This is a genomic window from Methylorubrum salsuginis, assembly GCF_900114375.1.
GTDB classification, from domain to species: domain Bacteria; phylum Pseudomonadota; class Alphaproteobacteria; order Rhizobiales; family Beijerinckiaceae; genus Methylobacterium; species Methylobacterium salsuginis.
Genome location: NZ_FOSV01000023.1, coordinates 43,150 through 69,814 on the forward strand (window position 1 = coordinate 43,150; position 26,665 = coordinate 69,814).

The 26,665-nt window shown below is 70.3% G+C and carries 27 protein-coding genes and 2 pseudogenes; 16 read left to right on the top strand and 13 right to left on the bottom strand.

Translation table 11 applies throughout. The annotated features are described in order from the left end of the window. Positions 1-66: 66 nt before the first annotated feature. The 4 genes from BM140_RS20715 to BM140_RS20730 all read right to left on the bottom strand — a co-directional run bounded on the left by BM140_RS20715 (position 67) and on the right by BM140_RS20730 (position 3,248). Positions 67-540 carry an arsenate-mycothiol transferase ArsC gene (locus BM140_RS20715; RefSeq protein ID WP_091950647.1) on the bottom strand — a complete coding sequence of 158 codons (474 nt, stop codon included), beginning with the start codon at positions 538-540 and terminating at the stop codon, positions 67-69. Positions 541-703: 163 nt separating this feature from the next. Next, the gene (locus tag BM140_RS20720) at positions 704-1,207 is read right to left on the bottom strand and encodes a UPF0262 family protein (RefSeq protein ID WP_091950649.1); all 504 of its coding nucleotides are present in this window, start codon (positions 1,205-1,207) and stop codon (positions 704-706) included. A gap of 246 nt (positions 1,208-1,453) precedes the next feature. Beyond that, positions 1,454-2,749 (bottom strand): histidinol dehydrogenase, encoded by a 1,296-nt coding sequence (gene hisD, locus BM140_RS20725; RefSeq protein ID WP_091950650.1) that lies wholly within the window; start codon positions 2,747-2,749, stop codon positions 1,454-1,456. A gap of 43 nt (positions 2,750-2,792) precedes the next feature. Then, positions 2,793-3,248, bottom strand: coding sequence for a DUF2948 family protein (locus BM140_RS20730; RefSeq protein ID WP_091950652.1), 456 nt, complete (start codon positions 3,246-3,248; stop codon positions 2,793-2,795). Positions 3,249-3,397: 149 nt separating this feature from the next. Here BM140_RS20730 and BM140_RS20735 point away from each other — a divergent pair, with 149 nt between their 5' ends. After that, positions 3,398-3,709 (top strand): hypothetical protein, encoded by a 312-nt coding sequence (locus tag BM140_RS20735; protein WP_091950654.1) that lies wholly within the window; start codon positions 3,398-3,400, stop codon positions 3,707-3,709. On the opposite strand, the gene murA is transcribed toward BM140_RS20735, so the two are convergent. Both murA and BM140_RS25975 read right to left on the bottom strand, forming a co-directional pair. Continuing rightward, positions 3,706-4,995, bottom strand: a complete 1,290-nt coding sequence (murA, locus tag BM140_RS20740) for a UDP-N-acetylglucosamine 1-carboxyvinyltransferase (protein WP_091950656.1) — start codon at positions 4,993-4,995, stop codon at positions 3,706-3,708. The genes BM140_RS20735 and murA overlap by 4 nt on opposite strands. 156 nt (positions 4,996-5,151) lie before the next feature. Beyond that, positions 5,152-5,316, bottom strand: a complete 165-nt coding sequence (locus BM140_RS25975; protein ID WP_165616512.1) for a hypothetical protein — start codon at positions 5,314-5,316, stop codon at positions 5,152-5,154. A gap of 434 nt (positions 5,317-5,750) precedes the next feature. Here BM140_RS25975 and hemA point away from each other — a divergent pair, with 434 nt between their 5' ends. The 3 genes from hemA to BM140_RS20755 are packed head-to-tail and all read left to right on the top strand — an operon-like array spanning position 5,751 to position 8,246. Then, positions 5,751-7,172, top strand: a complete 1,422-nt coding sequence (gene hemA / locus BM140_RS20745; protein ID WP_091950658.1) for a 5-aminolevulinate synthase — start codon at positions 5,751-5,753, stop codon at positions 7,170-7,172. Between the two features lie 37 nt (positions 7,173-7,209). Continuing rightward, a complete protein-coding gene (locus tag BM140_RS20750) occupies positions 7,210-7,776 on the top strand; it encodes a hypothetical protein (RefSeq protein ID WP_091950660.1) in 567 nt (188 codons plus the stop codon). Then, positions 7,773-8,246 (top strand): hypothetical protein, encoded by a 474-nt coding sequence (locus BM140_RS20755; protein WP_091950662.1) that lies wholly within the window; start codon positions 7,773-7,775, stop codon positions 8,244-8,246. Before BM140_RS20750 ends, BM140_RS20755 begins: the two co-directional genes overlap by 4 nt. On the opposite strand, the gene BM140_RS20760 is transcribed toward BM140_RS20755, so the two are convergent. Then, positions 8,207-8,938, bottom strand: coding sequence for an MBL fold metallo-hydrolase (locus BM140_RS20760; protein ID WP_091950664.1), 732 nt, complete (start codon positions 8,936-8,938; stop codon positions 8,207-8,209). The genes BM140_RS20755 and BM140_RS20760 overlap by 40 nt on opposite strands. A 280-nt stretch (positions 8,939-9,218) precedes the next feature. Between BM140_RS20760 and BM140_RS20765 the strand changes: the two genes are divergently transcribed. From BM140_RS20765 to BM140_RS20780, 4 genes are all read left to right on the top strand, one after another. Further along, complete coding sequence (locus tag BM140_RS20765; protein ID WP_091950666.1) at positions 9,219-9,776, top strand: DUF4337 domain-containing protein; 558 nt, start codon at positions 9,219-9,221, stop codon at positions 9,774-9,776. Between the two features lie 118 nt (positions 9,777-9,894). Continuing rightward, complete coding sequence (locus BM140_RS20770; protein WP_244535541.1) at positions 9,895-11,046, top strand: helix-turn-helix transcriptional regulator; 1,152 nt, start codon at positions 9,895-9,897, stop codon at positions 11,044-11,046. A 180-nt stretch (positions 11,047-11,226) separates the two neighbouring features. Then, positions 11,227-11,991: a meso-2,3-butanediol dehydrogenase gene (budC, locus tag BM140_RS20775; protein ID WP_091950669.1), complete on the top strand. Its 765-nt coding sequence runs from the start codon at positions 11,227-11,229 to the stop codon at positions 11,989-11,991. A gap of 166 nt (positions 11,992-12,157) precedes the next feature. Continuing rightward, entirely contained in the window at positions 12,158-13,540 is a 1,383-nt protein-coding gene (locus BM140_RS20780) for a class II 3-deoxy-7-phosphoheptulonate synthase (protein ID WP_091950671.1), read from the top strand. Positions 13,541-13,564: 24 nt separating this feature from the next. Here BM140_RS20780 and BM140_RS20785 read toward each other — a convergent pair whose 3' ends face one another. Beyond that, positions 13,565-14,518 carry a GlxA family transcriptional regulator gene (locus BM140_RS20785; protein ID WP_091950673.1) on the bottom strand — a complete coding sequence of 318 codons (954 nt, stop codon included), beginning with the start codon at positions 14,516-14,518 and terminating at the stop codon, positions 13,565-13,567. A gap of 116 nt (positions 14,519-14,634) precedes the next feature. Here BM140_RS20785 and BM140_RS20790 point away from each other — a divergent pair, with 116 nt between their 5' ends. The 4 genes from BM140_RS20790 to BM140_RS20805 are packed head-to-tail and all read left to right on the top strand — an operon-like array spanning position 14,635 to position 19,869. After that, the gene (locus BM140_RS20790; protein ID WP_091950674.1) at positions 14,635-15,885 is read left to right on the top strand and encodes a sarcosine oxidase subunit beta family protein; all 1,251 of its coding nucleotides are present in this window, start codon (positions 14,635-14,637) and stop codon (positions 15,883-15,885) included. 58 nt (positions 15,886-15,943) lie between these two features. Next, positions 15,944-16,246, top strand: coding sequence for a sarcosine oxidase subunit delta (locus BM140_RS20795; RefSeq protein WP_091950676.1), 303 nt, complete (start codon positions 15,944-15,946; stop codon positions 16,244-16,246). Beyond that, a complete protein-coding gene (locus BM140_RS20800) occupies positions 16,239-19,268 on the top strand; it encodes a sarcosine oxidase subunit alpha family protein (RefSeq protein ID WP_091950678.1) in 3,030 nt (1,009 codons plus the stop codon). The genes BM140_RS20795 and BM140_RS20800 overlap by 8 nt, the downstream gene beginning before the upstream one ends. After that, a complete protein-coding gene (locus BM140_RS20805; protein ID WP_091950680.1) occupies positions 19,261-19,869 on the top strand; it encodes a sarcosine oxidase subunit gamma in 609 nt (202 codons plus the stop codon). Before BM140_RS20800 ends, BM140_RS20805 begins: the two co-directional genes overlap by 8 nt. 69 nt (positions 19,870-19,938) lie before the next feature. On the opposite strand, the gene BM140_RS20810 is transcribed toward BM140_RS20805, so the two are convergent. Continuing rightward, positions 19,939-20,319: a hypothetical protein gene (locus BM140_RS20810; RefSeq protein WP_091950710.1), complete on the bottom strand. Its 381-nt coding sequence runs from the start codon at positions 20,317-20,319 to the stop codon at positions 19,939-19,941. A gap of 321 nt (positions 20,320-20,640) precedes the next feature. Continuing rightward, on the bottom strand, positions 20,641-21,063 hold the full coding sequence (ndk, locus tag BM140_RS20815) for a nucleoside-diphosphate kinase (protein ID WP_091950683.1): 423 nt from the start codon (positions 21,061-21,063) through the stop codon (positions 20,641-20,643). A 316-nt stretch (positions 21,064-21,379) separates the two neighbouring features. Here ndk and BM140_RS20820 point away from each other — a divergent pair, with 316 nt between their 5' ends. Both BM140_RS20820 and BM140_RS20825 read left to right on the top strand, forming a co-directional pair. Further along, positions 21,380-21,910 (top strand): DUF2147 domain-containing protein, encoded by a 531-nt coding sequence (locus tag BM140_RS20820; protein ID WP_091950686.1) that lies wholly within the window; start codon positions 21,380-21,382, stop codon positions 21,908-21,910. A gap of 363 nt (positions 21,911-22,273) precedes the next feature. Continuing rightward, on the top strand, positions 22,274-24,337 hold the full coding sequence (locus tag BM140_RS20825) for a carbohydrate porin (RefSeq protein WP_244535542.1): 2,064 nt from the start codon (positions 22,274-22,276) through the stop codon (positions 24,335-24,337). 255 nt (positions 24,338-24,592) lie between these two features. Here the strand turns inward: BM140_RS20825 and BM140_RS20830 are convergent, their stop codons facing one another. From BM140_RS20830 to BM140_RS20840, 3 genes and pseudogenes are all read right to left on the bottom strand, one after another. Continuing rightward, positions 24,593-25,108 (bottom strand): L,D-transpeptidase, encoded by a 516-nt coding sequence (locus BM140_RS20830; RefSeq protein ID WP_091950690.1) that lies wholly within the window; start codon positions 25,106-25,108, stop codon positions 24,593-24,595. Positions 25,109-25,284: 176 nt separating this feature from the next. Then, positions 25,285-25,953, bottom strand: a complete 669-nt coding sequence (gene bluB / locus BM140_RS20835; protein ID WP_091950692.1) for a 5,6-dimethylbenzimidazole synthase — start codon at positions 25,951-25,953, stop codon at positions 25,285-25,287. 71 nt (positions 25,954-26,024) lie between these two features. Then, positions 26,025-26,230, bottom strand: a pseudogene (locus BM140_RS20840) (IS630 family transposase); the annotation flags it as partial. A gap of 13 nt (positions 26,231-26,243) precedes the next feature. Between BM140_RS20840 and BM140_RS26120 the strand changes: the two are divergent. Continuing rightward, positions 26,244-26,321 (top strand): annotated as a pseudogene (locus BM140_RS26120) (winged helix-turn-helix domain-containing protein); the annotation flags it as partial. Between the two features lie 42 nt (positions 26,322-26,363). After that, positions 26,364-26,665: transposase (locus BM140_RS20845; RefSeq protein WP_131803905.1), on the top strand; the 302-nt coding region annotated here is incomplete at its 3' end.

Below are 26,665 nucleotides of genomic sequence, written 5' to 3' on the forward strand. Positions count from 1 at the left end.
TGATCCGCGACGATTCGATGACAGCCGCGCCATCTCCGTAGCCGGCTGTGTCGCAGAAGCGGCCGGCTACCCCTTCAGCCGCGCCTTGATCCGATAGGTCAGGCCGTCGCGGACGTCGCGGTAGCCGTCGAGGCGCTGCTCGCGGGTGCCGTCCTGGTTGAGCGTCGGGTCCGGGGTCGGCCAGTATTCCACGTCGGCCGCGATCGTATGGGTCAGTTCCAGCGCGCGGTGGTGGGCTTCCGGCGAGAGGGTGACGATCAGGTCGAAGTTCAGCCCCTCCCAGTCCTCCAACTGCTCGATGGTGCGCGGCTTGTGGCGGGCCGCGTCGATGCCGATCTCGTCGAGCGCCGCGATCATGAACGGGTCGCTCGGCTCGCCCGAGCGCACGCCGGCCGACTGCACGTAGGTGGACTTGCCGAAATAGTGGCGCGCGATCGCTTCTGCCGCGAGCGAACGCACCGCGTTGAAGTTGCACATGAACAGGACGGACTGCACCCGCCGCTTCTTCGGCCCCGTCCCCGGGATCGCGTCGTCCGCCATGCCCCGCCTTACGAAGGCCGCCTCGCGTCTACCGTCATAGGGCCGCCCCGTGCTCCCCGAAAGCGCAACGTTTTTCCGTTTGCATGCAAGCTTCGGGCAGGATGATGCGTTCCGGCCACGCTCGCTTTCGCGGAACCGACACCCGCTTCACCGGAACGCGCGCTCACCCCTTCCAGTGCAAGGCGAAGACCAGGGTGAACAGGCGCCGCGCGGTGTTGTGGTCGAGATCGACCTTGCCTTCGAGGCGCTGGCGCAGCAGCTCGGAGGCCTCGTTGTGCAGGCCGCGCCGGCCCATGTCGATCGCTTCGATCTGCGTCGGCGAGGCGGTGCGGATCGCGCTGTAATAGCTCTCGCAGATCATCTCGTAGTCGCGGATCACCCGGCGGAACGGCGTCAGCGACAGCAGGTGGGTCATCACCGGCTCGCCGCTCTCCGTCGAGATCGCGAAGGAGAGCTTGTTCTCCACGAGCCCGAGGACGAGGGCGTAGGGGCCGTCGTCCCGGTCGGGGATCGTGAAGCAGTTCTCCTCCAGGATGTCGTAGATCGCGATGGCGCGCTCGTGCTCCTGGTCCGGGTTGCCGCGGCTGATCGAGGCCTCGTCGAGGCGTACCGCCGCGAGCCGGTTCCTCGGTTTCTCCTCCGCCGCTTGCCCCGCTTCGGCCGTCATCGCCGCCGCCTTCTTCTTCCCGGTGCCGAATCCACGGGCACCGCTCTCCCGTCACATGAGCCGAAAGCCCGCGCCACAGGCAAGTTTTTAGTGGCTCTCATGAAGCGCACCGCGCGCTTCATGAGGCTCTTATGCCAAGCGGCACGCAACCGGACCGATGGTCCTGTTGCGTGCATCCGGCGGATGCCCGCCGCCCCGCCGTCGCGGGGGCCATCGGCGATGAGTCGGGATCATCGCCGATCGGTTTTACAGGTTGAGCCGGATCGCGACCGAGCGGGCATGCCCGTCGAGCCCCTCCGACTGCCCCAGCGCGATGGCCGCCGGTCCGAGCGCGCGCAGGGCCGCGGGATCGCAGCGCAGGATCGAGGTGCGCTTCATGAAGTCGAGCACGCCGAGGCCCGAGGAGAACCGGGCCGAGCGGGCGGTCGGCAGCACGTGGTTCGGCCCGCCGACATAGTCGCCGATGGCCTCCGGCGTGTGGGAGCCCAGGAAGATCGCACCCGCGTTGCGGATCTTCAGCGCGAGTTCGTCGGCGTCCTCGGTCTCGATCTCGAGATGCTCCGGCGCGATGGCATCGACCAGCGGCACCGCCTCCTCGAAATTCCGGACGAGGACGATGGCGCCGTAATCGCGCCAGCTCGCCCGCGCGATGTCGGCCCGCGGCAGGGTCGCCAGAGCCCGCTCGACCGCCGCCTCGGTCGCGTCCGCCAATTCATCCGAATCGGTGACGAGGACGGATTGGGCCGCGGGGTCGTGCTCGGCCTGGGCCAGCAGGTCGGCGGCGATCCAGTCGGGGTTGGCGTGGCCGTCGGCCAGGATCAGCACCTCGGAGGGGCCGGCGATCATGTCGATGCCGACTTGGCCGAACACCCGGCGCTTGGCCGCCGCGACCCAGGCATTGCCGGGGCCGACGATCTTGGCGACCGGCGCGATGGTCTCGGTGCCGTAGGCGAGCGCGGCCACGGCCTGCGCCCCGCCGACGCGATAGATCTCGGTGACGCCCGAGAGGTGGGCGGCGGCGAGCACCAGCGGGTTGAGCTGGCCCTCGGGCGTCGGCACCACCATGACGATGCGCGGCACGCCCGCGACGCGGGCCGGCACGGCGTTCATCAGCACCGAGGACGGGTAGCTCGCCGTCCCGCCCGGCACGTAGAGGCCGACCGATTCGAGCGCGGTCCAGCGCCAGCCCGCGGTGACGCCGAGATCGTCGGTGGAGAGGTGGTCCTCCGGGATCTGCCGGCGGTGATAGGCTTCGATCCGCTCGGCGGCGAGTTCGAGGGCCGCCCGCGCCTCCGCCGGGCAGGCGGCGACCGCGGCCTCCACTTCCTCCGCGGTGATCCGCAGGGAGGCTGCCGAAAAATCCTGGCCGAGCCGGTCGAAGCGGCGGGTGTAGTCGACCAGCGCCGCGTCTCCCCCGGAGACGACGCCCGCGATGATGCCGCGCACGGTCTCGTCCACATCCTCGGCGATCTCGCGCTTGAGGCCGAGCAGGCGCTTGAAGGCTTGCGCGAAATCGGGCGCGCGGCTGTCGAGACGGATCATCGGGCGGGGCCGGTCTTGAGAGGGAAGGTCACGGGAGGAAACGTCACGGGCGGTTCTCGACGAGGGGGCGCACCGCCTCGTGGTCGGGCGTGCCGTCGGCCTCCCAGACGGGGCCGAGATCCTTCAGACGCACCTCGATGCATTCGAGGTCGAGGCGGATCGCGGCGCCGCCGGAGAAGACGAGCGTCGCGACGCCGGACGGCGCCTCGCCCTCCTCGAACGTGACGGCGAGCAGGCTCAGCGTTTCGTCGGAGGAGGCGCCCGGCGTGATGCCGCGGGTCTTCACGCCGTTGACGCGCTCGAAATGCACGCCCGAGAGCCGCCGCCGGGGCGCCTCACCGGGGGCGACCGACCAGTCGAACCGGCGCGCCACCAGCACGAAGCGGTGCTCGCCGGGCAGCCATGCGAGGTCGCCCGCCCGCAGGACGGCGTCCTGAAGGTGGGCCGAGATCACGGCGAGATCCTCGGCATCGAGGGCGGCGAGCTTGAGAAGCTCCATTCGTGGCTCCGGGCGCCGAAAAGGGCCGATGACGGAAGAATTCGGGGCGTTAGGTAGCGACGCACCCCGCTTCCGGCAACCGGAACGGCTTTTCTCATCGCCCGTTCAGGAGCGTCCGACGAAACTCGCCGAACAATCAGGAGGAGACGATGCGACGTGGACTTCCGGCGCTGGGCGCCGCCCTGATCCTGGGCCTGGCAGCCGGCCCGGCCGCCGCCCAATATCGATACTACGACGACGGCTACGGCCCGCCCCGCCGCTACGCGCCGCCTCAGGGCTACTATTACGAAGAGCCGCCGGCGCCGCCCGCACGGGTGCGCCGCTACGACGGCGACCCGCGGGGGAGCCTCTGCGTCACCGCTCGCGGAAGCTGCCCGACTTGGCTCGCCCCGCCCAACTCCCCCTGCGCCTGCGACATCCCCGGCTTCGGGACCAAGCGCGGGGGCGTCGCGGCTTATTAAGCGCGCACGCGTTCGATCTGCGCGCCGCAGCGCCCGAGCTTGGCCTCCAGCGCCTCGAAGCCGCGGTCGAGATGGTAGACCCGGTTGATCTGGGTCTCGCCCTCGGCCGCGAGCGCGCCGATCACCAGGGACACCGAGGCGCGCAGGTCGGTGGCCATCACAGGCGCGCCCTTGAGGCGCTCGACGCCCTCGACCACGGCGAGGTCGCCGTCGAGCCGGATCTTCGCGCCGAGTCGCGCCAGCTCCTGCACGTGCATGAAGCGGTTCTCGAAGATGGTCTCGCGGATGCGCGACTGGCCCTTGGCCAGCGTCATCAGCGCCATGAACTGCGCCTGCAGGTCGGTCGGGAAGCCGGGGAACGGATCGGTGGTGATATCGACCGGGCTGATGCCGCCGCCGTTGCGGCGCACCCGGATGCCGCCCGCGATGTCGCTCACCTCGGCGCCGGTGGCCGACAGCGTGTCGAGGGCCGAGGCCAGCAGGTCGGCGCGGGTGTTGACGAGCGAGACGTCGCCGCCCGTCATCGCCACGGCCATGGCGTAGGTGCCGGTCTCGATCCGGTCGGGCAGCACCTCGTGGCGGGCGCCGCCCAAGCGCGCCACGCCCTCGACGACGATGCGGGAGGTGCCCGCGCCCTCGATCCGCGCGCCCATCTTGATGAGGCACTCGGCAAGATCGACCACCTCCGGCTCGCGGGCGGCGTTGTCGATCACCGTGGTGCCGTAGGCCAGAGCCGCCGCCATCAGCGCCACATGGGTGCCGCCGACCGTGACCTTGGGGAAGTCGATCTCGGCGCCGCGCAGGCCGTTCTTCGTCTTGGCGACGACGTAGCCGCCGTCGATCTCGATCTCGGCCCCGAGCTTTTCCAGCGCCATGATCAACAGATCAACCGGCCGCGTGCCGATGGCGCAGCCGCCGGGCAGCGACACCTTCGCCTCGCCGAAGCGGGCGAGCAGCGGCGCGACGACCCAAAAACTCGCCCGCATGGTCGAGACGAGTTCGTAGGGCGCGGTGGTGTCGATGACGTTGGAGGCGGTGAGCCGCACGGTCTGGCCGGTCTCGGTGGTCTGGCCCGGACGCTTGCCGACGACCATGTGATCGACGCCGTGATTGCCGAGGATGCGGGTCAGCGCGGCAATGTCGGCGAGCCGCGGCACGTTGATGAGTTCCAGCGTCTCGCCGGTGAGCAGGCTTGCGATCATCAGCGGCAGGGCCGCGTTCTTGGCCCCCGAGATCGGGATCGTGCCGTTGAGCGGCGCGCCGCCGGTGATGTGGATACGGTCCATGGGGGTCCTCGGCTCGCGCGCGCTCTGAAGCGTCGCGCGGCGGTCGCGTCGTGTTTTACGGATGCGCGGCGTTCCGGCGCATCGCCTCGTGGGTTCAGGTATAGGCGCAGTCCGGCGAAAAGAAGAAGCGTGGCCGCAACATCGGGCCGGCGACGGTCAACGGCCGGAGCGGTCCTGTTCGTTCGCCGGGGGCGGGTCGGGCGGCGCGGTCTCGGCCGGGGCCGGCTCGTCGGCCCGGCCGCGGGCCTGGGTCTTGCGGCGGCGCAGGTTGTCGCGCAGGGCCGCCTTGAGGCGGGCGGCGCGGTCGTCGTTCGGGGGCATGCGTGTCGGGGCCTTCGGTGCTCGCAAGAGCTTACACGACGACGCTCTCGCTTCGAAGACACCGCCTCATCGGTCATGATCTCGGGCGGCTCGCCATGGCAACCCATCATCAACCGAAACGGCGCTTTTTCGAAAAATCGGGCGCGCGATTCCGTCGCGTCCGAGGTGTGCACGGCAGGAATGTCTCGAACTCACCTTGAACCAGTTCGAAAATACGCCGAATATCGCGGTCGCAGCGGAACCGCATGACGACGGTGCCGCCGGCCGACGACGAGGCGCCGAAGAACGGCGCCGCCCGCGAAGGACGGGCGATCCTCTTGCCGTCGTGCCGTGAACGGCCCGGACCTGCCCTTCGGATCAGGCCCTGACCCGGATTCTTCGAGCCGAGGTGCGCCCTTGAGAAGAGCGCCCGGCCAGCACAGCGTCGAGGACGGATGCCCGTGAACCTGATGCCCGTGAACGCCGACGAAGCCGCCCAGAGCGCAGCCAAGGGGGCCTCTCTGCCCGACCATGCGCTCATGGGTGGCGACGGCGGCGTGGACGACGCGCCTGCCATCGATGCCTGCAACATGCGTGCCGGTGCCGGCCGCCCTGCCGCCGCACGCCCGGCCGGCCCGCGCACCGATTACGAAACCTATTTCCGCGGCGCCCTCGACCGGCTCCACAGCGAGCGCCGCTACCGCGTCTTCGCCGACATCGAGCGCATCTCCGGCCGCTTCCCGCAGGCCGCGTGGCGCCGGCCCGAGGGCGGCACCCGCGAGATCACCGTATGGTGCTCCAACGATTATCTCGGCATGGGCCAGCACCCCGAGGTCGTCGAGGCCATGACCCAGACCGCCGCCCGCTGCGGCGTCGGCGCGGGTGGCACCCGCAACATCGCCGGAAACAACTCGCCGCTGGTCGATCTGGAGCGCGAGCTCGCCGACCTGCACGGCAAGGAGGCCGGCCTCGTCTTCACCTCGGGCTACGTCTCGAACCAAGCCGGCATCTCGACGATCGCCAAGCTGATCCCGGACTGTCTGATCCTGTCGGACGCCTTCAACCACAATTCGATGATCGAGGGCGTGCGCCATTCGGGCTGCGACAAGCGCGTCTTCCGCCACAACGACCTCGGCCATCTCGAAGAGCTGCTGATCGAAGCCGGCGACCGGCCCAAGCTGATCTGCTTCGAATCGGTCTACTCCATGGACGGCGACGTGGCGCCGATCGCCGCGATCTGCGACCTCGCCGACACCTATGGCGCCATGACCTATCTCGACGAGGTCCACGCGGTCGGCCTCTACGGCGAGCGTGGCGCCGGCATCGCCGAGCGCGACCGGGTGATGCACCGGGTCGACGTCATCGAGGGCACGCTGGCCAAGGGCTATGGCTGCGTCGGCGGCTACATCACCGGTTCGGCCATCCTGTGCGACGCCGTGCGCAGCCACGCCGCGGGCTTCATCTTCACCACGGCGCTCCCGCCGGCCATCGCCGCGGCCGCCCGCGCCTCGGTGCGCTATCTCAAGCGCTCCAGCACTGAGCGCGAGGCGCATCAGCGCCAGGCGGCGCAGACCAAGGCGGCGCTGGCCGCCGCCGGCCTGCCGGTGCTCGCCACCGAGACCCATATCGTGCCGTTGATGGTGGGCGACGCCGAGCTGTGCAAGGCGGCAGCCGACCATCTTCTGGAACACCACGACATCTACATCCAGCCGATCAACTATCCGACCGTGCCCCGCGGCACCGAGCGCCTGCGCATCACGCCCTCGCCCTTCCACGACGAGGCCCGCATCGCCGCGCTGACGGCCGCGCTGGTCGAGACCTGGGACACGCTGGACCTGCCGCGGGCCGGCACGGTGTTCGCGGCGGCCGCGGAGTAGGCTTCCCGCCTCTCCGCCTCACGGTTAGGGTGCCGGAATGGCGCCCGCCCTCGACCGCGACCGCATCCTCCAGGCCTTCGAGGCGCTCGGAGCCGATCTCGCCGAGCGCGGATTGCTCATCGAGATCGCGGTCTACGGCGGCGGCGCCCTGATGCTGCAATTCGCGTGGCGCCGCGGCACCGACGACATCGATGCCGTGGTGCGCGAGGGGTTTGACGAGGCCGCGCTCGCGCCCTCGGTGCGACGCGTCGGCGAGCGCATGGGATTGCCCCCGGACTGGCTCAACAACGCGGTGGGTATGTATACGCCCCTGGACGAAGACGACGGATTGTTCCTGGCCGCGGGCAGCTATCCCACCGGTGGTACGCCCGGCCTGCGCACGGTGCTGGCCAAGCCCGCTTACCTCCTGGCCATGAAGCTGCAGGCGCTTCAGAACTTCGACCGCGGTGACCGCGACCTCAATGACGCCGCGGCGCTCGCCGCGCATCTCGACATTACCGACGAGGCCGCCCTGCACGCGCTCTATTGCTCGGTTTACGGCGAAGCGCCGCCGGAGGGCGCGAGCCTGCGCTTCAAGGCCGTAGTCCGGGGCTCGGGCCGGTGAGGCCCGCCAGCCTGTGCGAAGTCGTGGAACGGGCTCGCGGGGATGGCGACTGGGATCACCATCTGCAGAACTTCCTCGACGCCTTCTACGCGCTCGACGGCGATGGGGCGGCGCAGGTCGCGATGATCGCCGAGGACCCGGGTTTCCTCGGAGAGGCCCGGCCCGACGCCTTCCTCGGCGGCGTCGGCGAGCACCTCGCCCGGCGCTGGCGCCTGCCCTTCATTCCGGCCTGGGTCCGCGACGAGCGGCGCTACCTCACCACCGTGATGTACTGGCCCGACGAGCGCAACCTCCGCGGATACCTGCTCTGCGTCAGCCCCGTGGCGTTCCGGGTCCGCCTGATCTTCACCGGGCCCGACCCGCTCCAGCGGGCGCGGTTTCCCTATCACCGGGGCGTCGTGCGCTATCCGCTGACGTTCCCGCCGGATCCTCAGAACACCACGACCAATCCGTCCTCCGCCGCGATGTAGCCGTCAGGCTCGCGGGCGATCATCTCCGGGCTCATATGCGTCAGCATCAGCCGCTTCGGGGCGATTTCGGGCAGGCGTGCCCGCAGGGTGGCCCAGTCGAGGTGGAAGGGCACCGGGCGCTCCGCGGTGTAGCCCTCGGCGATCATCAGGTCGGCGCCCCGGCCTGCCGGAATGATCGCCTCCACCCACTCGGTGTCGCCGGTATAGGTCACGACCTTGCCGTCCACGCAGAGCCGCAGCGCTTGCGCCGGCGCCCCGGAGGGATGGCGCATGGCAAAAGCCTCGGCCCGCACGCCGTCGACCTCGGCCGGGTGCTCCGGCTCGATCTCCACGATCTCGACGGTAAAGCGCCGCTCGGCGGTGGAGGAGCCGGGAAACAGGGCCTCCATCGCCGCGGGCAGCCGCGCGCGAAGGCCCGGCGGGCCGACGATGGTCAGCGGCTCGGTGCGCCCGCTCACGAGCTGTCCGTCGAGGATCAGCCAGGGCAGGCCGCCGAAATGGTCGCCGTGCAGATGGGTGACGAACACCGCGCGGATGCCGTTCGGGTCGACGCCGAAGCGGCGGATCGCGATGAGCGCCGAGGCACCGCAATCGATCAGAAAGGCGCCGGCCTTGGCCTCGACGTGGAAGCAGGTGTGGAAGCGCCCGCCCGAACCGAAAGCGTCGCCGCAACCCAGAACCTGAAGCTTCATCTCTTCTCCTGGCCTCGAACGCCGCCGCCCGCATCCGCACGGTTAGGCTATTCCTTCGCGCAACGCCTTGGCGGAGCCGAGGCCGCTCGAGAGCGGGTGCTCTTCACGCCGGGCCGTAAGGGGCTGCCGCGCGATCCGACAGACGGCGTCGCCGCCGGGCATCTCGGGCGCGCGCTCTTCCCGGCAACGGCGGTGCCGGCGTTTTTGGTTTGCACTCGCGCGTCAGATCGGTTGTGACTCCGATCCCGCGAATCTCGGGATTAAAAGAAAAGGAAACGGCATGTCGGGTGGGCACGGAGCGGTCGAGGCCTCGAACAAGCGCGTCGCGCTGCTGATCTCAGTGCTGGCGCTGTTCCTGGCCGGGGCCGAGACGCTGGCCAAGAGCGCGCAGACCGAGGCGCTCGGCGCCAATATCGAGGCTGCCAACCAGTGGGCCTACTTTCAGGCCCGCACGATCCGCGGCACCGTGCTCAAGACCGCCGACGAAGCCATCGCCCTGCTGCCGCCGGGCGCCGACCCGGCCGCGCTCAAGGCCAAGCGCGACGAGTGGGCCGCCACGATGCAGCGCTGGGAATCCGACCCGGCCAAGGGCGAGGGCCGCAAGGAGCTGTCGGCCAAGGCGCAGGGGGCCGAGAAGCGGCGCGACCTCGCCCTGGAGCGCTACCACCATTACGAACTGGCCTCCGCCGCGATCCAGATCGGCATCGTGCTGGCCTCGGCCGAGGTCATCACCGGCATCGCCGCACTCGCCTTTGCCGGCGGGCTGCTCGGCGTGGTCGGCCTCGCGCTGGCGAGCTTCGGCCTGTTCGCCCCCCACGCCCTGCCGTTCTTCCACTGAGCTCCGCCCGAATGGGCAAGGCCGCGATCCGGGTTGCGAAGCGGTCGTCGGCGCCTGAACCGGTTGCGGCGGGCGGGTGTTCTTACCGGGATGTTCCGGATTTGCCTGCCCGTTTGCCATGAATGCGCCTCAGCCCCTCAGCCGCCATTTCGTCCTCGGGGCAGAGCGGCCCGCGCCGGTTCCCTCGGTGGAGACCGCGGCGCTGATCGACCGGATCTACGAGGCGTCCGCGGTTCCCGAATTGTGGCGGCCGGTGCTGATCGACATCGCCCGCCTCGCGGGCGCGAGGGAAGCGGTGCTGCTCGTCTCCACCGGCACGCGCTTCCGCGACTGGGTGACGACCTCGGCCGAATTCGATGCGCTGGTGCTGGCCCATACCGAGCGCTTTCCCGACAACATCCGCACCCGGCGCCTGCTGGAACTGCGCCATCCGGGCTTCCTGTCCGATCTCGACGTGGTCTCGCAAGGTGAGATCGACACCGATCCGCTCTATCAGGACTTCCTGATCCCGTGGGGCTACGGCTCGGGCACCGCGACCGCCGTGATGGTCCCGAGCGGCGACAGCGTCATAGTCCATTGCGAGCGTTCGCATGCGGAGGGCGCCTTCGGCCTGGAGACGCTCGCCGCCCTCGACGACCTGCGCCCGCACCTCGCCCGCGCGGCTCTGCTCTCGGCGCGCCTCGAGATGGAGCGGATCGCCACCACCACCCGCACCCTGGAGATGCTCGGCCTGCCCGCGGCCGTGCTCGGCTCGGGCGGTCGGCTGCTCTCGGCCAATGCCGGGCTCACCGCGCTGATGCCTCATACCTTGAGCGACCAGCCCTCCCGGCTCGCCGCGGTCGATCCGGCGGCCGACCGGCTGCTGCGCGAGGCGGTCGGCGGCCCGGGAGAATCCGGACCGCTGCCGGTGCGCTCGATCCCGATCCCGGCGCAGGACGAGCGCCCGCCGGTGATCCTCCACCTCGTGCCGGTGCGGGGCGCGGCCCACGACGTGTTCGCCCGCGCCCGCGCGGTGCTGATCGCCACGCCGGTCGTCGCCCGCGACGTGCCGAGCGCCGACGTGGTGCAGGGCCTGTTCGACCTGACGCCCGCGGAATCACGCCTCGCCGCCCTGATCGCCGCGGGCGACGCCCCGGTGCCGGCGGCGGCCAAGCTCGGCATCACCCCGAGCACCGCCCGCTCGGTGCTCAAGCGCGTCTTCCAGAAGACCGGCGTGTCGCGGCAGGCCGAACTCGTCGGGCTGCTCACCGGGACGGCGCTGACGGGATAGAGCATCGTCCCGGATATCGGATCCAGGACGATGCTCTACGTTGTTGTGCCGCATCGTCTTTTTCCGAAAGCCGGAAACCACCTTTCGGGACGATGCTCTCGCGCCGCGCCGTCGCAGGGCCGGAACCTGCCCCCCGCGGGGCCGGTTGAGCGGGCTCCGACGAAAGGCAGCAGGACCCTCATGGCTCGCTTCTCGAACAAGGTCGTGCTCGTCACGGGCGCGGCGTCCGGCATCGGCGAGGCCACGGCCCGCCGCTTCGCGCAGGAGGGCGCGCAACTCGTCCTCGCCGACCTGAACGAGAAGGGCCTGGACAGGGTCGCGGGCGAGATCGGTGCCGAGGCGGTTCTGACCCACGCCACCGACCTCTCGAACGCGGATCGGTGCGAGGAAACGATCGCGGCCACTCTCGCAAGGTTCGGGCGGCTCGACGTGCTGGTGAACAATGCCGGCAAGGATCATCTCGGCCGGGTCGACGAGGGCGACCTCAAGGACTTTTCCGTGGTGATCGAGACCGATCTCTACGGCGTGTTCTACATGACCCGCTTCGCCCTGCCGCACCTGCGCAAGAGCCGCGGCTGCATCGTCAACGTCTCGTCGGTGTCGGGGCTCGGCGGCGACTGGAACCACAGCTTCTACTGCGCGGCCAAGGGCGCGGTAACGAACTTCACCCGCGCGGTCGCCCTCGACGAGGCGAAGGCCGGGGTACGGGTGAACGCGGTCAACCCGTCGCTGGTCTACACGCCCTTCACCGCCGGCATGCAGGACCAGCCGGACCTCGTCGCCAAGTTCGAGGAGCGCATCCCGATGGGCCGGGCGGCGCAGCCCGAGGACATCACCGGGGTCATCGCCTTCCTGGCGAGCGAGGACGCCCGTTTCGTCACCGGCGTGAACCTGCCCGTCGATGGCGGCCTCTCGGCCTCGAACGGCCAGCCGGCGCTGAGTTGACGACGGTCGCGGGTTGGAAACGAGGCGAGCGGTAACCGGATTTCAAGAAAGACGCGGGCCCCGCTACCAACTCGCCACCCGTCAAAAACCAATCTATAAGCCGCGCTTCGCGCGAGGCGGGAGGGCCCGCGCGCTTCACCTTGTCGAGGTGAGCGGAGAGAGTGTCATGACCGAGCGGTGGACCCCCAAAACCTGGCGCAACCTGCCGATCCAGCAGGTGCCGTCCTATCCGGACGCCGACGCGCTCCAGGCCGTGGAGGCCCAGCTCGCGAGCTTTCCCCCGCTCGTGTTTGCCGGCGAGGCCCGCAAGCTGAAGGCGGCTCTGGCGCGCGTCTCGACCGGTCAGGCGTTCCTCTTGCAGGGCGGCGATTGCGCCGAGAGCTTCGACGAGCATTCGGCCGACAACATCCGCGATTTCTTCCGCGTGTTCCTGCAGATGGCGATGGTGCTCACCTTCGCGGGCGGGTCGCCCGTGGTGAAGGTCGGCCGCATCGCCGGGCAGTTCGCCAAGCCCCGTTCCTCGCCGACCGAGACGCTGGAGGGCGTGGCGCTGCCGAGCTACCGCGGCGACATCATCAACGGCCTCACCTTCTCGGAAGAGGCCCGCATCCCCGATCCGAAGCGCCAGCTCGAGGCCTACCGGCAGTCGGCGGCGACGCTCAATCTGCTGCGCGCCTTCGCGACCGGCGGCTACGCCAATCTCGAGAACGCGCATCGCTGGATGCTCGGCTTCGTCAAGGATAGCCCGCAGTCCTCGCGTTACAGGGATGTCGCCGAGCGGATGTCGGACGCGCTCGACTTCATGCGCGCCATCGGCATCAACCCGGAGACGCACCAGGAGGTGCGCACCACCGACTTCTACACCAGCCACGAGGCGCTGCTGCTCGGCTACGAGGAGTCGCTGACCCGCGTCGATTCGACGAGCGGCGACTGGTACGCCACCTCGGGCCACATGCTCTGGATCGGCGACCGTACCCGCCAGCCGGACCACGCCCACGTGGAATATGCCCGCGGCATCAAGAACCCGATCGGCCTCAAATGCGGGCCGAGCACGACCCCCGAGGGGCTGATCCGCCTGATCGATCTCCTCAACCCGGAGAACGAGGCCGGCCGCCTCTCGCTGATCTGCCGCTTCGGCGCCGACAAGGTGGGCGACCACCTGCCGGCCCTGATCCGCGCGGTCGAGCGCGAGGGCCGCTCGGTGGTGTGGGTGTGCGATCCGATGCACGGCAACACCATCGCGGCGGGCCGCTACAAGACGCGGCCCTTCGAGCGGGTGATGCAGGAGATCGAGGGCTTCTTCGGCGTCCACCGCGCCGAGGGCACGATCGCCGGCGGCATCCATCTGGAGATGACCGGCAAGGACGTGACCGAGTGCACCGGCGGCGCCCGCGCGCTGACGGCCGACGACCTGCAGGACCGCTACCACACCTATTGCGACCCGCGCCTCAACGCGGAGCAGGCGCTGGAAGTGGCGTTCCTCACGGCTGAACTGGTCAAGCGCGAGCGCGCCGAGATCGAACACCCGCGCCTCGACGCGGCGGAGTGATTTTTTGTTACGGGCGTCGGCGGGTCATTCGGCCTGCCGACGCCGCCTCCGTTCCGCCCGCGCCAACTCCTCCGCATTGAGAAAACCCGTCGCTGCCGCGATCTCGGCGGCCGGCATCGCGGTCTCGCGGCGCAGGCGATGTGCCTGATCGAGGCGCAGGCCCAGATAATGCCGGTGCAGGCTCGTGCCGAGCCGCTCGCGAAACAGCCGCTCCAACTGCCGCACGCCGATCCGGGCGAGGTCGGCCAGCGCCTCGCGGGTGAGCGGGGCTTCCAGATTCTCCTCCATGGCGGCGAGCACCCGCAGCAGCCGCGGGTCGCGCAGGTCGAAGCGCTGGCGCAGCGCCATCCGCTGCGGGCTCAGGCCCTCGCGGATCTGGTTGTGCAGGAACCAGTCGGCGACGCCTGCGGCCAGCCCCGGGCCGTGGTCGCGGCCGATCCGGTCGAGCATCATGTCGAGGGCCGCGATGCCCCCCGAACAGGTCATGCGGTCGGCCCCGACCTCGTAGAGCGCGCGCACCACCTCGACGCGGGGAAACCGCTCGCGGAAGGCCGGGATGTGTTCCCAGTGCAGGGTGCAGCGCCGCCCGTCGAGGAGGCCGGCCCGCGCCAGCAGGTAGGGCCCGCCGGAGAGGCCGCCGATCACCGTGCCGGGCCGGAGCGCGAGGCGGCGCAGCCACGCGAACAGCGGGGGATCGTCGAAGTCCGACGGGTTGCCGCCCGCGCAGACGATCACCCAATCGGCCCCCGGCGGCTCGGCGCCGATGGCGATGTCGGGCGCGACGCTCAAGCCGTTCGAGGCGGCGACCGGCGCGTCGCCCGGCGCCGCATGCCACCAGCGGTACAGGATGCGTCCCGACAGGGCGTTGGCGGCGCGCAGCGGCTCGACCGCCGCCGCGTAGGTCATCAGCGCGAAGTCCGGCACCAGCACGAAGCCGACGGTGGTAGGCTCCGGCGAGGGGAGGGGAGCGGGGCACATTCCGCCGCGATCTGCCGGGAATGCGTCGCGATTTGCAAGGGGCGAAGGCGCAAGCGGGCGTATCACAGGTCATGGCCGGGCCTCGGGCCCCACCATCGAGCGAGTGGACGACCGCGATGCGCTATTCCCTCTTCAGCGTCCTCGGACAGGCCCTGCGGGGTCAGCGGGACTGGACGCCGCAATGGCGCGATGCGGCGCCCAAGGCCGAATACGACGTGATCATCGTCGGCGGCGGCGGGCATGGGCTCGCCACCGCCTATTACCTCGCCAAGGAGCACGGCCTCACCAACGTCGCCGTGCTGGAGAAGAGCCACATCGGCTCCGGCAATGTCGGCCGCAACACCACCATCGTGCGCTCGAACTACGGGCTGCCGGGCAACATCCCCTTCTACGAGCATTCGATGAAGCTCTGGGAGGGGCTGGAGCAGGACATCAACTACAACGCCATGGTCAGCCAGCGCGGCGTCTTGAACCTGTACCACACCGACGCCCAGCGCGACGCTTATGCCCGGCGCGGCAACGCCATGCGGATGGCCGGCATCGATTCCGAACTCCTCGACCGCGAGGGCGTGCGGGCCATGGTGCCGTTCATCGATTTCGACAACGCCCGCTTTCCCGTGAAGGGCGGCCTGCTCCAGCGCCGCGGCGGCACCGTGCGCCACGATGCGGTGGCCTGGGGCTATGCCCGCGCGGCCAGCGACCGCGGCGTCGACATCGTCCAGAACTGCGCGGTCACCGGCATCCGCCGCGAGAACGGACGGGTGACCGGCGTCGAGACCAGCCGCGGCTTCATCGGCGCCAAGAAGGTCGGCCTGTCCGTCGCCGGCTCGTCCTCGCTGCTGGCCTCCATGGTGGACATGCGGCTGCCCATCGAGAGCCACGTGCTCCAGGCCTTCGTCAGCGAGGGCGTGAAGCCGCTCATCGACTGCGTGATGACCTTCGGCGCGGGCCACTTCTACGTCAGCCAGTCGGACAAGGGCGGCCTCGTCTTCGGCGGCGACATCGATGGCTACAACTCGTATGCGCAGCGCGGCAACCTGCACACCATCGAGGACGTGATGGAGGGCGGCATGGCGCTCTGGCCGGGGCTCGGGCGCCTGCGGCTCCTGCGCCACTGGGGCGGCATCATGGACATGTCGATGGACGGCTCGCCCATCATCGACCGCACCGATATCGGCGGCCTCTATCTCAATGCTGGCTGGTGCTACGGCGGCTTCAAGGCGACCCCGGCGGCGGGCTTCTGCTTCGCCCACACCATCGCCCGCGACGAGCCCCACCCCGATAGCGCCGCCTTCCGCCTCGACCGCTTCGCGACCGGCCACGTCATCGACGAGAAGGGCATGGGCGCCCAACCCAACCTGCACTGACGCCGCTGTCCTCCCCCTTTCGGGGAGGGACCATCGTCCTCCGATCAGGATCGAAGCCATGCGCATCCGATGCCCCTATTGCGGCGAGCGCGACAACGGCGAGTTCAGCTATCTCGGCGACGCCGCGCCCGTGCGCCCGGACGGGATGGAGGCCTCTCCGCAAGCGATGCACGACTACGTGTATCTGCGCGACAACCGCGCCGGGGAGATCCGCGAGCTCTGGTATCACGGCGCCGGCTGCCGCGCCTGGCTCGTCGTGACCCGCGACACCCGCACCCACACTGTCGCTGACGTCCAGCCCGCCCGCGACGTTGCCAAGGCCCGCGCCGTCACGCCCGCCGGGAGCGCTTCCCATGCTTGATCGCACGCCAGAATTCCCGCTCCCGCCCGTCCGCGAGGTGGGGCTGTCCCAAAAATTCCGCACATCCTCCGGCGGCCTGATCGACCGGCGCCGCGCCCGCGATTTCACCTTCGACGGGCGGACGCTGACCGGCTATCACGGCGACACGCTCGCCTCAGCGCTGCTCGCCAATGGCGTGCGGCTGGTCGGGCGCTCGTTCAAGTATCACCGGCCCCGCGGCATCCTCTCGGCGGGCTCGGAGGAGCCCAACGCCCTGGTCGAGCTGCGCTCCGGGGCGCGCCGCGAGCCCAACACCCGCGCGACGATGGCCGAACTCTACGAGGGCCTGGAGGCGACGAGCCAGAACCGCTGGCCCTCGCTCGCGGTCGATGCGCTCTCGGTCAACGCGCTGCTCTCGCCGGTCTTCGCCGCGGGCTTCTACTACAAGACCTTCATGTGGCCGGCCGCCCTGTGGGAGAAGCTGTACGAGCCGATGATCCGCCGCGCGGCGGGCCTCGGCCGGGCCGCCGACGCGCCCGATCCAGACACCTACGAGCACGCCCACGCCCATTGCGACGTGCTGGTCATCGGCGGCGGCCCCGCCGGCCTGTCGGCGGCGCTCAGCGCCGGCCGCTCGGGCGCCCGCGTCATCCTCGTCGACGAAGATTTTTGCCTCGGCGGCCGGCTGCTCGCCGAGCGGCGCGAGATCGACGGCCTGAGCGGCCCCGAATGGGTCGCGCAGGCGGTGGCCGAACTGGAAAGCCTGCCCGAGGTGCGGCTGCTGCCGCGCACCACGCTGTTCGGCGTCTACGATCACGGCGCCTACGGCGCGGTCGAGCGCGTCTCCGACCACGTTGCCGTCCCGGCCCCCCACGCCCCGCGCCAGCGGCTGTGGCGAATCGTGGCCAAGCGCGCCGTGCTCGCGGCGGGCGCCATCGAGCGCCCGCACGTCTTCGGCGGCAACGACCGGCCCGGCGTGATGCTGGCCGGCGCGGTGCGGACCTATCTCAACCGCTACGGCGTCCTGCCCGGCGCGGCGCCCGCCCTCTTCACGTCGAGCGACGACGGCTGGCGCACGGTGGCCGACATCGCCGCCGCGGGCGGGCGCGTCGCCGCGGTGGTGGATTCCCGCCCCGACGTGCCGGTGCCTCTCCGCCGCATGGCCGAGGCCGCAGGCGCCCAGGTGGTGGCCGGCGGGCAGGTGATCGGCACACGGGGGCACCTCGCCCTGTCGGGGATCGACGTGCGCGATTCCTACGGCGGCACGCTGCACATCGCCTGCGATACGCTCGCCATGGCCAACGGCTGGAACCCGGTGGTCCATCTCGACTCGCATCTCTCCCGCCGCCCGGTCTGGGACGAGGCCATCCACGGCTTCGTGCCGGGCCAATTGCCCACCGGCATGGTCGCGGCCGGCGCGGCCTCGGGCCGGCTGACGCTGGCGGACGCTCTGGAGAGCGGCAGCCGCCTCGGCGCCGAGGCGGCGGAGGCCTGCGGCTTCGACGCGAAGGCTGCGGGAACGCCCCGCACCGACCCGGAATCGACCGCCCACACCCCGCTCTGGCGCGTCGCCAAGCCGAAAGGAAAGGCCTTCGTCGACTTCCAGAACGACGTGGCGGCCTCCGACGTGGAACTGGCCCACCGCGAGGGCTTCCGCGCGGTCGAACTGCTGAAGCGCTACACCACGCTCGGCATGGCGACCGACCAGGGCAAGACCTCGAACCTCGCCGGGCTGTCGATCATGGCCGAGTTGACCGGCCAGCCGATCCCGGCGGTCGGCACCACGGTGTTCCGCCCGCCCTTCACCCCCGTCGCCATCGGGGCCTTCGCCGGGCATCACCGGGGCAAGGAGTTCCGCGCCACCCGGCACGTGCCGAGCCATGCGTGGTGCCTGGAGAACAACGCGCAGTTCCTCGAGACCGGGCTGTGGCTGCGCCCGGCTTACTTTCCGCGGGCCGGCGAGACCGATTGGCTCCAGACCGTGGTGCGCGAGGTCGAGACCGTGCGCAGCAAGGTCGGCCTGTGCGACGTCAGCACCTTCGGCAAGATCGACATCCAGGGCCGCGACGCGCTGGCCTTCATCGAGCGGGTCTGCGCCAACCCGTTCGGGACGCTGAAGGTCGGCCGTTCGCGCTACGCCCTGCTGCTGCGCGAGGACGGTTTCGTTCTCGACGACGGCACCGTCTCGCGGCTGGCGGACAACCACTTCGTCATGACGGCCTCGACGGCGAACGCCGCCCGCGTGATGCAGCACCTCGAATTCTGCCGCCAATGGCTCTGGCCGGAGCTCGACGTGCAGATGGTCTCGGTGAGCGAGCAATGGGCGCAATACGCGGTGGCGGGCCCCCGCTCCCGCGACGTGCTCACGCGCATCGTCGATCCGGGCTTCGACCTCTCGAACGAAGCGTTTCCCTTCCTGGGAGCGGCCGAGATCACCGTCGGCGGCGGGATTCCTGCGCGCCTCTTCCGCATCTCGTTCTCGGGCGAACTCGCCTACGAGATCGCGGTGCCGGCCGCCTACGGCGACGCGGCGTGGCGGGCGATCATGGCGGCGGGCCTGCCCTACGGCATCTGCCCCTACGGCGCCGAGGCGCTCTCGGTGATGCGTATCGAGAAGGGCCACGCGGCGGGCGCCGAGATCAACGGCCAGACCACGGCCCGCGACCTCGCCCTCGGGGGGATGCTCGCCAAGAAGAAGGACTATGTCGGCCGCCTGATGAAGGAGCGCCCGGCGCTCATCGACCCGGATCGCCCGATCCTCGTGGGCTTCCGCCCGGTCGATCCGAGCCAGCGCCTGCGGGCCGGCGCCCACTTCCTGGCGGTCGGCGCCGAGCCGAGCCTGGCGGCCGACGAAGGGTACATGACCTCGGTCGCGTTCTCGCCCTCGCTCGGCCACTGGGTCGGGCTCGGCCTGATCCGGCGCGGCGCCGAGCGCCACGGCGAGCGGGTGCGCGCCTACGATCCGGTGCGCGGCGGCGATGTCGAGGTCGAGATCTGTAACGCCGCCTTCGTGGACCCGGCGGGGGAGAGGATGCATGGCTGAGCACGCGACCCTCTGGCGGCCCCGCGGGGCCTGGGACCTCTACGCTCATGCCGGCCGCCACGGCCGAAGCGAGGGCCCGGCCGGCGTGACCGCCACCCCCCGCGAGGGGCTGGCGCTCATGAGTGTTACGGCGGTGGACGGCGCCGAGGAGCGCCTCGCCGCGGCCCTTCGGGACCGCTTCGGCCTGTCCCTGCCCGAGCCCGGGGGCGCCCTGTTCTCCGGCGAGACCGGCCTGATCTGGTCCGGCCCCGGCCAGTGGCTGGCGCTCGCCCCCACCCGCGGCGATCTCGACGGGTTCGGTGAGACGCTGAAAGGCCTCGCCGCGGTCGCCGACCAGAGCGATGGGCGGGCGGTGCTGCGGCTCTCCGGTCCCGACGCGCGCCGCGTCTTGGAAAAAGGCGTCTCGGTCGATCTGCATCCGCGCGCCTTCGGGCCCGGCCACACGGCGGTGACGGCGGTCGCGCATATCGGCGTGCAGCTCTGGCAGCGCGACGATGCACCGACCTACGAGATCGCCGTCGCCCGGAGCTTCGCCGGCAGCCTGTGGTCGTGGCTGGAAGAGGCCGCCGCCGAATTCGGCTGCGAGGTGCGCGTCGCGTGACGCGTATGATCGCTGCGTGAGCCTCGTATCCCCTCTCCCCGCTGCGGGGAGAGGGGGAGGCCTCTGCGATCAGACCGGACGGGGCAGCTTGCAGCTGTCCAGCGCGTTGAGCGCCTTGGCGGTCGCGGTGTCGTTGAAGTAGCCGGTGGCGCGGTAGGAGGCGACCTCGTCCTTGTCGAGGGAAGCCAGCGTGCGGTCGGCGTAGCAGCCGCACGGCGCGGCCAGCGTCGACGGCTCGACCTTCTGCAGGCGGCCCTGGACCACGGTGCAGGCGTTGCGCACGCGGCCGGTCAGGTTGCTCTTCGTGGCGGTCTTGAGCGTCGGATCGGGCGTGTAGCCTTCGAGCGCGGCGTATTGCCCGGTGCGGCTCGCGGTGTTGCAGGCGGCGAGCAGCGAAAAGAGGCCGGCCGCGAGCACGAGGCGGCCGGTGCGCGGAAGCGATGAGCGCATGGAAGCGGGATCCGTCATGACGGGAAATCGTCGGAGCCCTGTTTCCGGCCAAGCTTGGCCGTAACGCTAGCGCAGGAGAGTCACACCCCCGCCGAATGCACCGTGCGCCGCACGATTGTCGCGCGGATGAGTCCGCCGGGCGACGTTCGCTGGGCAAAGAGTACGAAACTTCGACCTCGGTGAGGTCGCCCGCGCGAAGGCGCGGCCATGAGTCGTCCGCCGGACTTCGTCGCGCCCGACCCATGGCCGGGCGCGACGAGAACAGAGCATCGGCATTTTCCCGAAAGCCGGTCCCCGCCTTTCGGGCCGATGCTCTCGACCTCAGGCCGCGATGTCGGCGTCGGTGAAGAACTGGGCGATCTCGATCTTGGCGTTGTCCGCGCTGTCCGAGCCGTGGACGGTGTTCTCGCCGACCGACTCGGCGAACTGCTTGCGGATCGTGCCCTCGGCGGCCTGGGCCGGGTTGGTGGCGCCCATGACCTCACGGTACTTGGCGACCGCGTTCTCGCCCTCGAGCACCTGCACCACGACCGGACCCGAGGTCATGAACGCGACGAGCTCGCCGAAGAACGGACGCTCCTTGTGCACCTCGTAGAACGTCTCGGCCTGCTCGCGGCTCATGCGGATGCGGCGCTGGCCGACGATGCGCAGGCCGGCGGCCTCGATCACGGCGTTGACGGCGCCGGTGAGGTTGCGGCGGGTGGCGTCGGGCTTGAGGATCGAGAAGGTGCGCTCGGTGGCCATGGGTGTCGTCCGGTGCTGAGAAAAAAGGGATCGCGCGACGCGCGGAGCAGCCGGCGCGGGCGGCTTATAGCGGCGGGTGCGGCCGGCCTCAACCGAAGCGAGGCAAAGCTTCAAGCGAGGGTCCGGTCCGGACGATGGCGCCGAAAGCGGAGCCGTTTTCGGTTCCGCCATGGCTTTTGCGCAACACTGCCGAAAATTCGCCCGAATGCGGGGGCCTCTTGGCGAGCGAACCTTCCGCCCGCCCCTCGGGAGGGCGGCTCTACCGATCTCCGTAAAGCCCTCGCCCCGTTCCGGGGCACAGCCTCAGGAGCCTGCCATGCGTCTGTCCACCCGTCTCGGTCTCGCTTCCGCCGCCCTCATGGTCTCGACCGCCGTCGAGGCGGCGCCCAAGGATCTCTCCGGCACCTGGCTGACGGGCGACGGACGCGCCAAGATCCGCATCGACCGCTGCGGCCCCGGCGGCTCGAACGCCTGCGGCAAGGTGGTGTGGCTCAAGTCGCCGACGGACGATTCCGGCGTGCCGCGCACCGACGTCAAGAATCCCGATCCGAAGAAGCGCGTCCGTCCGATCATCGGATTGACGCTGCTCGACAACCTCAAGCCCGACGATTCCGCGTTCGCGGGCGAAATCTACAATGCCGACGAGGGCAAGATCTATCAGGTCAGCCTGGCGCGCGAGAGCGAGGCCGAGCTGAACGTGCAAGGCTGCATGCTCAAGGTGCTGTGCGGCTCGCAGACCTGGACCCGCGTGCCGGACGTGAACCAGCAGGCTGCGATCCAGTCGGAGGCCAAGCCCGCCCCGAAGGCGGCGTCCAAGCCGGCCGCCGCGAAGGCCGCCGCGGAGTAGATTTCCGACGAAACGAAAGCGGGCGCATCGTCGCCGATGCGCCCTTCAAGTCGGTTGCCTAACCTGATGGGGGTCCAGGCCAAGCCTACGTACAGCAGCGCTTGACCGCGGCAAGGGGCCGCGTCGGGCCGGCTCGGCTTCTCCCGCCCGATTTCGCGGGCGCTTCCGTTTTCCGAACGATCGCTTCGTCGGCTGTCATCCTCCTGTCGGATGAATCGGCCTCTGTCCCGCCGTGGCGCATCTGCAACCGCTTCCCGTCATGTGATGCGGACGCGGGACGCTGCGGATTACGGCGGCGGGCACATCTGGTACCTCGCCCCGTGAAGCTTGCAGGGGGGCTGCGGGGTGGGGACGAAGCGCGCGTTGGGATGCGGAACCGCCTGTCTCGCGGCCCTGTTCGGGCTCGGCGCGCGGGCAGCCGACCTTTCCCCGCCCGCCGCCCCCGGCTTCATCGACTGGTCCGGCCCCTATCTCGGCCTTCAGGGCAGCGCCGGCGCCTCCTTCGGCAATTACGATTTCGGCCCGACCACGGTCGGCCGGCGGCGCCTGCCGACTTTTTCCACGGGCGATGCCACCGGCAGCCGCGATCTCGGAGCCGACGCCACCACCGTGGCCGCGGGGGCCTTCGCCGGCTGGAACTGGCAGAGCGGCCCGGTCGTCTACGGGCTCGAGGCCGACCTCGTCGGTGCGAACCTGAAGCGCGGCGTACGCTCCGATGCGCCGGGCTTCGGCTATGAGGGGCTGGACGCGCCCTTCGCCCTGATCCGCGAGAAGACCGACCTGTTCGGGGCGATCCGCGGGCGCCTCGGCTACGCCTTCGGCAACAACCTGATCTACGCCGCCGCGGGCCTGACCGGCGCCAACGGGCGGGTGCTGGCGACCTATCCCGACCTCACGGGCGGCCCCGTCGCGACCGCATCCCGCGACGTCACCTATCTCGGCTTCACCCTCGGAGCCGGCGTGCAGTTCGCGGTCCACCCGCATTGGTCGCTCGGGCTCGACTACCGCTACAGCGATCTGGGCGAGAGCCGCCGGTTCGATCTCGGCGTGCTGCCGGGCCCCGACGGCGGGCCGGTGACGACCCGCACCGCCTTCGTCTCCAACAAGATGATGGCCCGCCTCACGTGGCACCCGCAGGCGCTGGCGCTCCAGCCGGACGAGGACGAGGCCCCCAAGGACACCCGCTTCTCGCTGCACGGCCAGACCACCTTCGTGAACCAGGCGGTGGGGGGCTTTCGCGCGCCCTATCGCGGGCCCCAAAGCCTCGTGCCGGATCAGGCGCAGGCCACGACGACGGCAACGCTGTTCCTCGGCCTCAAGCTCGCGGAGGGGACCGAGCTCTACTACAACCCGGAATTCAGCCAGGGTTTCGGGCTGTCGCGCACGCTGGGCGTGGCCGGCTTCGTCAACGGCGAGGCGCAGAAGGCCGGTGCCCCGTTCCCGAAGCTGCGCTCGAACCGCTACTTCGTGCGCCAGACCTTCGGGCTCGGCGGCGAGACCGAGGAAGTGCCGGACGGGCCGAACTCGATCAGCGGCACCCGCGATGTCGAGCGCATCACCGTCATCGCCGGGAAGTTCGCGCTCGGCGATTTCTTCGACGGCAACCTCTACGCCCACGATCCGCGCGTCGACTTCATGAACTGGGGCCTCTGGGCCTCGGCCGCCTGGGACTTTCCGGCCAACCTCCCCGGATTCACCCAAGGCGTGATGGTCGAGTACAACCGCGCCGAGTTCGCGGTGCGCGCCGCCTACACGCAGGTGCCCAAGCAGCCCTCCTCCGACGTGCTCGATCCGCGCGTGTTCGACCGGGCCGGCACCAACATCGAGTTCGAGGGGCGCTACGCGCTGCCGGTGCTGGAGCAGCCCGGACGATTGCGGCTCGGCCTGTTCTCCAACGTCGGCAACACCGCCGATTATCGCCAGGTCGTGGCCCTGACCCAGGGCGGCGCCTTCGCCGACATCAACGAGGCGGTCTCCGCCACCCGCGCGCCGCGGCGCAAGAGCGGGGTCTACGTCAACCTCGAACAGGCGCTCACCGCCGATCTCGGCCTGTTCGCCCGCGCCAGCACCAATGACGGGCGCTCCGAGAGCCTGTCGTTTACCGATGTCGACGGCTCGGTCTCCGGCGGCCTCTCGCTGAAGGGCACCGCCTGGGGCCGCCCGCAGGACACGGTCGGGGTCGGCGCGTCGCGCAACACGATCTCCCGCGCGCATCGGGCCTTTTTCGCCGCTGGCGGCCTCGGCCTGCTGATCGGCGACGGGCGTCTCAACTACGCACCGGAGCGGGCCGTCGAGGTCTATTACGCGATGAACCTGACCAAGGGCGTCACCGTCTCCCTCGACTATCAGCACGTCGAGAACCCGGCCTACAACCGCGACCGCGGCCCGGCCGATTTCTTCGGGACGCGGCTCCACACGGATTTCTAGGGCATCGTCGCCAAAGGCGGTTTCCGGCTTTCGGAAAAAGACGACGCGGTTCAGGGATCTGGAGCATCGTCCCGAAAGGTGGTTTCCGGCTTTCGGAAAAGACGATGCGGTTCAAGGGGCTGAGGCATCGAGCGATCGGCGGGCCGCGTTTTCCACCCAGAGCCCCCCTCCTGCGGTGCCGCGCAGGCGGTCCCGGAGGAGGGCTCCACATCTCAGGATGAGGAAGGGTGGGACAAGCGCTTGAAAGGCTTGCCGTCAGCGCACCACGTAGACCTGCGTGCCCACCGAGACGCGCTCGATCAGGTCGGCGATGTCGTGGTTGTACATGCGGATGCAGCCGTAGGATGCGAAGGTGCCGATGGAACTCGGGCGGTTGGTGCCGTGGATGGCGTATTCGCCGCCGCGCAGCGTCATCGCCGCCACGCCCATTGGGTTGCCCGGCGAGCCGCCGCGGATGAGGTTCGGCAGCCAGGGCTTGTCGCGCTTCACCTCGCGGGGCGGCGACCAGTCGGGCTGGTAATACTTGCCGTCGATCTCGGTGGCGCCGCTCCACTGCTTGCCCGGCTTGCCCACCGCGACCGCGTAGCGGATCGCCGTGCCGTCGCCGTTGACGAGGTAGAGCCGTCGCTCGCCGGTGCGCACCACGATGCTGCCGCGCGCCATGCCGTCGGCGAAGGGCACGATCTCACGCGCCTGCGCGCTGCCGACAAGGCACAAACCCGCCGCGAGCGCGCCCGCCAGGGCCGCCCTGTACTTGACTGATCCGAACATCGAAGACCGCCTTTCCGAGCTTGAGCGTAACTCGGAAGAGCTTGGACCGTTCCGCCTTGCCGGATTGCTTTACGCGGGTTCAGGTTTGGGCGTCGTGCACCGCCGGATGAAGTCACGCCGAATCCCCGGCTCGCGGATTCGCGCGCATTTTAAGTGTCGGGGTAAGGAACGCCCGCTCAGCGTTCGTGGAGCCGTGCCGCCTCGGCGGTGCGGGCCTGCCAGCCGTGGCGGACGAGTTCCGGGTCGGCGTGCTCCTCCTGCGGATGGCCGACGCAGAGATAGGCGACGAGATCCCAGCCCTCCGGCACGTCGAGGAGGGGGGTGATGCGGGCGGGCTCGAGGATCGAGACCCAGCCGACGCCGAGGCCGTGGGCACGGGCGGCGAGCCAGAAGGCATGCACGGCGGCGACCGCCGAGTAGCGCAGCATCTCCGGCATGGTGGCGCGGCCGAGGCCGTGGCCGGCTTCCGTCGCGGAATCGCAGAACACCGCGAGATGAACCGGCGCTTCCTTGAGCCCCGCGAGCTTCAGGCTGGCATAGAGGACGCGGCGCTCGTCGGCGTAGCCGTCGCGCGCAGCCAGATTGCAGCGCTCGAAATCCGCCGTCACGGCGGCGCGGCGGGCAGGGTCCGAGACGCGCACGAAACGCCAGGGCTGGCTGTTGCCGACGGAGGGCGCGAGCGCCGCGAGTCCGAGGCAGGCGCGCAAGGCACCCTCATCCACCGGATCGGCGCGGAAGCGGCGCACGTCGCGGCGCCACGCGAACAGGTCGCCGAGCCGCGCCCGGAAGGCGGTGTCGAAGTGGGGCGGGCCGCTTGTTTCGTCAGCGTCGAGGTGGTCGGGCATCGTCCGGGCTTCTCGCGCCGAAGCGTGCCTCTGGCAACGCCTTCTTGCCCGTGGCCTCAAGCGTCGGCGGCCGCCTCCGCTGTCTGGATGGCCTCGCGCACACCGATCACCTTGTGGGCGCCGAGGTTGTCCAGAATGACGGTGTCACCTGGCTTCAGGGCCGGCACCAGAGTGTCGGTGACGTAGGCCGGGAAGCGCGTGCCGTTGGGCGCCCCGTCGGACAGGGCAGCCGCCCCCCACTCGTGCGCAGGGCTGCGGTGACGGTCGTCGTCTCATACCAATCGGTACGGATGGGCTATGCCAAGCTATCGGCCCGTCCGCGCCATCATCAGCAGGACCCGGCGGCGCTGACGGCATTTAAGAGCGCCTAACAGAACGGCACGAAGCGGTGGATGGTGCGTTGGTGGGGCATGGCTCGCGCTCTGCTTCCCGACGATCTCTGGACGGAGATTGCCCCGCTCCTGCCGCCGCCTCGGCCGCGCCCGAAGGGCGGACGGCCTCCGATCGACAATCGGGCGGCGCTGACCGGCATCCTGTTCGTGCTGCGCTCCGGCCTACCCTGGGAGATGCTACCGGCCGAGATGGGCTGCGGGAGCGGCATGAGTTGCTGGCGGCGTCTGCGCGACTGGCAGGCAGCCGGCGTGTGGGCGCGGCTGCATCAGGTCCTGTTGGAGCGCCTGCACGCGGCCGGTGAGATCGACTGGCGTCGGGC

Coding starts and splice junctions, on each gene's coding strand:
- BM140_RS20715 (WP_091950647.1), bottom strand. CDS start 540: ATGGCGGACGACGCGATCCCGGGGACGGGGCCGAAGAAGCGGCGGGTG.
- BM140_RS20720 (WP_091950649.1), bottom strand. CDS start 1,207: ATGACGGCCGAAGCGGGGCAAGCGGCGGAGGAGAAACCGAGGAACCGG.
- hisD (WP_091950650.1), bottom strand. CDS start 2,749: ATGATCCGTCTCGACAGCCGCGCGCCCGATTTCGCGCAAGCCTTCAAG.
- BM140_RS20730 (WP_091950652.1), bottom strand. CDS start 3,248: ATGGAGCTTCTCAAGCTCGCCGCCCTCGATGCCGAGGATCTCGCCGTG.
- BM140_RS20735 (WP_091950654.1), top strand. CDS start 3,398: ATGCGACGTGGACTTCCGGCGCTGGGCGCCGCCCTGATCCTGGGCCTG.
- murA (WP_091950656.1), bottom strand. CDS start 4,995: ATGGACCGTATCCACATCACCGGCGGCGCGCCGCTCAACGGCACGATC.
- BM140_RS25975 (WP_165616512.1), bottom strand. CDS start 5,316: ATGCCCCCGAACGACGACCGCGCCGCCCGCCTCAAGGCGGCCCTGCGC.
- hemA (WP_091950658.1), top strand. CDS start 5,751: ATGCCCGTGAACCTGATGCCCGTGAACGCCGACGAAGCCGCCCAGAGC.
- BM140_RS20750 (WP_091950660.1), top strand. CDS start 7,210: ATGGCGCCCGCCCTCGACCGCGACCGCATCCTCCAGGCCTTCGAGGCG.
- BM140_RS20760 (WP_091950664.1), bottom strand. CDS start 8,938: ATGAAGCTTCAGGTTCTGGGTTGCGGCGACGCTTTCGGTTCGGGCGGG.
- BM140_RS20765 (WP_091950666.1), top strand. CDS start 9,219: ATGTCGGGTGGGCACGGAGCGGTCGAGGCCTCGAACAAGCGCGTCGCG.
- BM140_RS20770 (WP_244535541.1), top strand. CDS start 9,895: ATGAATGCGCCTCAGCCCCTCAGCCGCCATTTCGTCCTCGGGGCAGAG.
- budC (WP_091950669.1), top strand. CDS start 11,227: ATGGCTCGCTTCTCGAACAAGGTCGTGCTCGTCACGGGCGCGGCGTCC.
- BM140_RS20780 (WP_091950671.1), top strand. CDS start 12,158: ATGACCGAGCGGTGGACCCCCAAAACCTGGCGCAACCTGCCGATCCAG.
- BM140_RS20785 (WP_091950673.1), bottom strand. CDS start 14,518: ATGTGCCCCGCTCCCCTCCCCTCGCCGGAGCCTACCACCGTCGGCTTC.
- BM140_RS20790 (WP_091950674.1), top strand. CDS start 14,635: ATGCGCTATTCCCTCTTCAGCGTCCTCGGACAGGCCCTGCGGGGTCAG.
- BM140_RS20795 (WP_091950676.1), top strand. CDS start 15,944: ATGCGCATCCGATGCCCCTATTGCGGCGAGCGCGACAACGGCGAGTTC.
- BM140_RS20800 (WP_091950678.1), top strand. CDS start 16,239: ATGCTTGATCGCACGCCAGAATTCCCGCTCCCGCCCGTCCGCGAGGTG.
- BM140_RS20805 (WP_091950680.1), top strand. CDS start 19,261: ATGGCTGAGCACGCGACCCTCTGGCGGCCCCGCGGGGCCTGGGACCTC.
- BM140_RS20810 (WP_091950710.1), bottom strand. CDS start 20,319: ATGCGCTCATCGCTTCCGCGCACCGGCCGCCTCGTGCTCGCGGCCGGC.
- ndk (WP_091950683.1), bottom strand. CDS start 21,063: ATGGCCACCGAGCGCACCTTCTCGATCCTCAAGCCCGACGCCACCCGC.
- BM140_RS20820 (WP_091950686.1), top strand. CDS start 21,380: ATGCGTCTGTCCACCCGTCTCGGTCTCGCTTCCGCCGCCCTCATGGTC.
- BM140_RS20830 (WP_091950690.1), bottom strand. CDS start 25,108: ATGTTCGGATCAGTCAAGTACAGGGCGGCCCTGGCGGGCGCGCTCGCG.
- bluB (WP_091950692.1), bottom strand. CDS start 25,953: ATGCCCGACCACCTCGACGCTGACGAAACAAGCGGCCCGCCCCACTTC.